Annotated in this window: 5 protein-coding genes; 3 read left to right on the forward strand and 2 right to left on the reverse strand. The window is 47.4% G+C overall.

What is annotated here, in order from left to right:
• Positions 1-469 precede the first annotated feature (469 nt).
• Positions 470-973 carry a non-heme ferritin-like protein gene (locus LZ634_RS22325; RefSeq protein WP_234508917.1) on the forward strand — a complete coding sequence of 168 codons (504 nt, stop codon included), beginning with the start codon at positions 470-472 and terminating at the stop codon, positions 971-973.
• Between the two features lie 69 nt (positions 974-1042).
• Here LZ634_RS22325 and LZ634_RS22330 read toward each other — a convergent pair whose 3' ends face one another.
• Together LZ634_RS22330 and azuC are read right to left on the reverse strand one after the other, a co-directional pair.
• A complete protein-coding gene (locus LZ634_RS22330; protein WP_234508918.1) occupies positions 1043-1294 on the reverse strand; it encodes a DUF2766 family protein in 252 nt (83 codons plus the stop codon).
• 81 nt (positions 1295-1375) lie between these two features.
• Positions 1376-1465: a stress response protein AzuC gene (gene azuC / locus LZ634_RS22335; RefSeq protein ID WP_015963980.1), complete on the reverse strand. Its 90-nt coding sequence runs from the start codon at positions 1463-1465 to the stop codon at positions 1376-1378.
• Between the two features lie 210 nt (positions 1466-1675).
• Between azuC and LZ634_RS22340 the strand changes: the two genes are divergently transcribed.
• Both LZ634_RS22340 and LZ634_RS22345 read left to right on the forward strand, forming a co-directional pair.
• Positions 1676-3100: an MFS transporter gene (locus LZ634_RS22340; RefSeq protein ID WP_234508919.1), complete on the forward strand. Its 1425-nt coding sequence runs from the start codon at positions 1676-1678 to the stop codon at positions 3098-3100.
• A 548-nt stretch (positions 3101-3648) separates the two neighbouring features.
• Complete coding sequence (locus LZ634_RS22345; RefSeq protein WP_234508920.1) at positions 3649-4062, forward strand: hypothetical protein; 414 nt, start codon at positions 3649-3651, stop codon at positions 4060-4062.
• The last annotated feature ends 155 nt before the right edge of the window (positions 4063-4217 follow it).

Below are 4217 nucleotides of genomic sequence, written 5' to 3' on the forward strand. Positions count from 1 at the left end.
AAAAGCATGATGCATAAATTAAAATTATTATCGGTAATGTATCATTCATATCAAACATCACTACATACACCTATCAAATAGAGTTCCCGAATAATTATTATTGATGCAGATCACACTTCTCAGTGCACACGATGTAATATCAATTCAATACATTAACAAAATTTATAGATGCGGCAATGAACAGTCATAATCGCCATTATTTATGCAGATATTAATATTAAGTACTGAATAATAAGATAATTCCAATATCTGTTGTAACGAAACGTAAAAAGCGGCTTATAAGAGTTTTCTTACATTCGCTCAGAGAGTATTCTTTTTAGAGCCGGAGTTACTCTATATTTCGGTCATGCATGAGGACTGCAGATAATATGTGGTCGCACTCAAACGCGGAAATAGCGCATGGTTAGCGGCTATTAAGAACTATGCGATGTCACGCGTATCGTTCCTACCCAGTAATAAGGACATTTATATGGCAGTTTTAGGAATGGTTCAAAAGCTTAATGCTCAGATGAATCTTGAGTTTTATGCATCCAATCATTATTTGCGTTTGAGCGAGTGGTGCTCAGAACATCGGCTGAACGGAACGGCGACGTTTCTACGTGCGCAGGCGCAGTCCAGCGTAACGCAAATGATGCGTGTCTTCGATTACATGAAGAAATCCGGCGCCTATCCGGTGGTAAAAGCCTTTGTTGCCCGCGAAGATAAATGCGCAACCCTTGAAGATCTTTTCATTAAAACCATCGAAGATCATGAACAACGCACATCAACGCTGTCGGAACTGGCCCAGGAAGCGAAAGTGCTTCAAGACGATAGCACCCTGAATTTCCTGAACGCGCTGGAAGAAGAGCAGGAACAGGATGGTATCTTGCTGAAGACAATTCTGGATGAAGTCCGTAGCGCGCGTAAAGCCGGCCTGTGTATCCAGCAAACTGACCAGCATCTGTTGAACGTGATGACCCACCAGCAGCATTAATTTACCCAGCAAGGGCATTTTGAGCGCCCTTGCCGTTCAGTCTTCAGGTTACTGAAGACTGCCCACCGACTAGTGCGCGGCTTCCTGCGGCGTAAACTTCAGCTCAATCAGAGCAATCGCTTTTTGAATCGCCCGCTGCGTCACCGGATCGGCGCCAGCCGGATGGGTGGCGAAATTAATCGATTTCAGTTGTGAGGCCATCTTATCGCGCACTTCAACCGGAGCGATCACGTCAATAACGTCGAGGATCTGTTTGATAACGAGCTGACAGGCAACCACATCGGAAACCAGTTCATCGTCAGGGGTGAGGTTCTGGGACATTTTTTGCTCCTATTTTGCGGAGCGTAATAGTAACCTACTTTTGCAGAAGATAAAAAAACCTGCCGCGGCAGGTTTTTTTTATCAGAACATAGCGCCAGGCGGTACGTCTTTGAAAGTTTTGCAGTAGTTTTCAAACATGCTTTTGAGGATTTTACGCATGCGCTGTTTCATGGTGACACTCCAGTTTTTTTGTTATGCAGGTATTACTGTCTACAGGCACATAATATGATACATGTCACAAAAATCAACCTATCCGTGATGGAAATCACATCAATTTCTTTGTGATTGTTATATTTATGATAATAACTCTTTAGAAATCTACCACTTACAATCTCTACAAAACTTATAAATATTACGTGTTTTTTTGATAGGGTAAAAAAAATGAGTGAGCCTCTCCAGGCCCAGGCGAGTCGCGGGGTATCCCCTGCGGCGCTGCTTGTGGCCGGTGCATTCTTTATGGAGTTCCTTGATGGGACGGTGATTGCCACCGCCTTGCCAGACATGGCTAAGACCTTCGGCGTCGAAGCTGTCGATCTGAATATCGGCATCAGCGCCTACCTGATCACCCTCGCAGTATTGATTCCTGCCAGCGGCTGGATAGCCGACCGCTTCGGCGCCCGGACTATCTTCAGCCTCGCTCTGGCTATTTTTACGCTCTCTTCGGTGTTTTGCGGGCTCGCCACCAGCGCCGACAGCTTTGTCGCCATGCGTATCCTTCAGGGCGTTGGCGGTGCGCTTATGGTGCCAGTGGGTCGCCTCGCCGTACTGCGAACCACCCCTAAGCATCTGCTAATTACCGCCATTGCCACGCTCACCTGGCCGGCGCTCATCGCCCCGATTATCGGGCCACCGCTGGGAGGATTTATCACCAGCGTGGCCGACTGGCGTTGGATCTTCTTTATTAACGTCCCGCTGGGAATTATCGCCATCATTCTGGCGCTGCGAATTATTCCAAATATCCGCGAGGACGAACGTCGTCCTTTCGATCTGCCCGGTTTTTTGGCCACCTCGGTTTCGATGGTCAGTCTGGTCTACGCCATGGAACTACTGGGTGCAGAGAAAATGCAGGTGGGTTTGGTCGTCGCGCTGCTGCTGCTCGGCGGGGTGACATTCTATTATGCACTGCGCCATTTCCGTCGCAGCCCGGCACCGATGATCCGCATGGACGCACTACAAGTCCCCACCTTCCGGGTGACGATGTACGGCGGTTCACTGTTCCGTGCATCGATAAGTGCCGTCCCCTTCCTGCTACCGCTGCTCTTCCAGGTCGGGTTTGGTATGGACCCGTTCTATTCCGGGCTGCTGGTCCTGGCGGTCTTCGTCGGTAATTTGACGATAAAACCTGCCACCACGCCGCTGATACGCTGGCTCGGTTTTCGTCGTCTGCTGCTGCTTAACGGTGCACTCAATGTGCTGGCACTGGTTGCCTGTGCCTTCCTGACGCCGCAGACGCCAGTGTGGGCCATTATGCTGATACTGTATCTGGGCGGCGTATTCCGCTCTATCCAGTTTACCGGGGTGAGTACGCTGGCCTTTGCCGACGTCCCTTCCCCGCAGATGAGTTACGCCAACACGCTGTTCAGTACCGCTAGTCAGTTAGCTATCGGGCTGGGTATCACGCTGGGAGCAATTGGGATTCGTATCGGCGAGAAGATAAGTTCAGTATTGGATTTAAGCGCTATGCCGGGTATCAGCTTCCGTCTTGCTTTTCTGTTTATCGCGCTGATTTGCCTTATCGGCATGATTGATACGCTGCACCTGACGCGTGATGCAGGCAGTTCGGTGTCGAAGAAAGTGAAGGCGTAGACCTGGGTTTCTTCGGCATTACGCCTTCAGGCTTCTTTTTGGGCTCATTTGCAATTGTACTTCAATGAATGCAGACGAGCATATCAACAGCGAGCAGGTAACTGCTCGCGCTTAGCCCACCAGCGATGCCTTTGCTGAACACATCCGCGCGAATCGAGAACAACCCCACGCGCGCCCGCCCCCTCGGCATACCGCACGGCCAGCGGAAACTAGTGAAATAATCTGTAACACACATAAATTATGCGTGTTTATAGCTTGAGCTGGCTCGCATAATTTAGCTTAATGTGCGCTCCGAAATATCTGGATAAAACAACCAGAAGAGGAGTCGATGAACGACAGGGGTGATCTATCCAGCGCACCGACGGTTTATTAATAGTGATTCTCTGGCAGCATCAGCGACGCAATAAACATTGTGAATTAATAACATCCACAAGCCCAATGAAACGGGGGGTGGATAAATCTATTCACATTAAACAAAGGCTAATTAACACCAGAATACTCTACAAATAAACTTATTTATTAACATAAACATTCGAACTGAGTTTCAAATGAAAATTTATAAAGGCGTTATCCTCACTATTATGCTGGGGCTGGGTATCCTTTCGTCTCTTGCCTCAATGAGCGCATATGACGGACAAACTAACCTGATCATTCTCGCGCTACTGGCGGGTGACATCTGGTTTAACTGGCAATACGCTATAGGCCACTTACCCAGGTTCAACCTTCTTACGGCGACATGCGTAGGCTGGGCAATTGGCGCGACCTCAGTACTGGTGGTTATCAATTTCTTTGCTGATAAATACCATCGTGAGTTCGGTGAAGTTGTCGCATTCTTTTGGGACAAGACGCCGAATATATTTATTTCACCCATAATCATTGCGCCTCTAAGCGTTTTATTCTGGCGTTGGATATTCAAAGAGGTTCGAGAGGTAAATAAAACAAGCATAAATACCACCATTTAATATTTAACACTCATCATTTTAATTAAAAAATTACATAACTATTATTTACTCGCAACACCGACGACTCTGGATTAATGAGATTTATCTTAATGAAAAATACAATCAAAACCTTAGCACTCGTAATTACTTCAACTATTGGGTAATGACTCCAACTT

Source organism: Kluyvera intermedia (assembly GCF_021440345.1).
In the GTDB taxonomy this organism is placed as follows: Bacteria; Pseudomonadota; Gammaproteobacteria; order Enterobacterales; family Enterobacteriaceae; genus Kluyvera; species Kluyvera intermedia_A.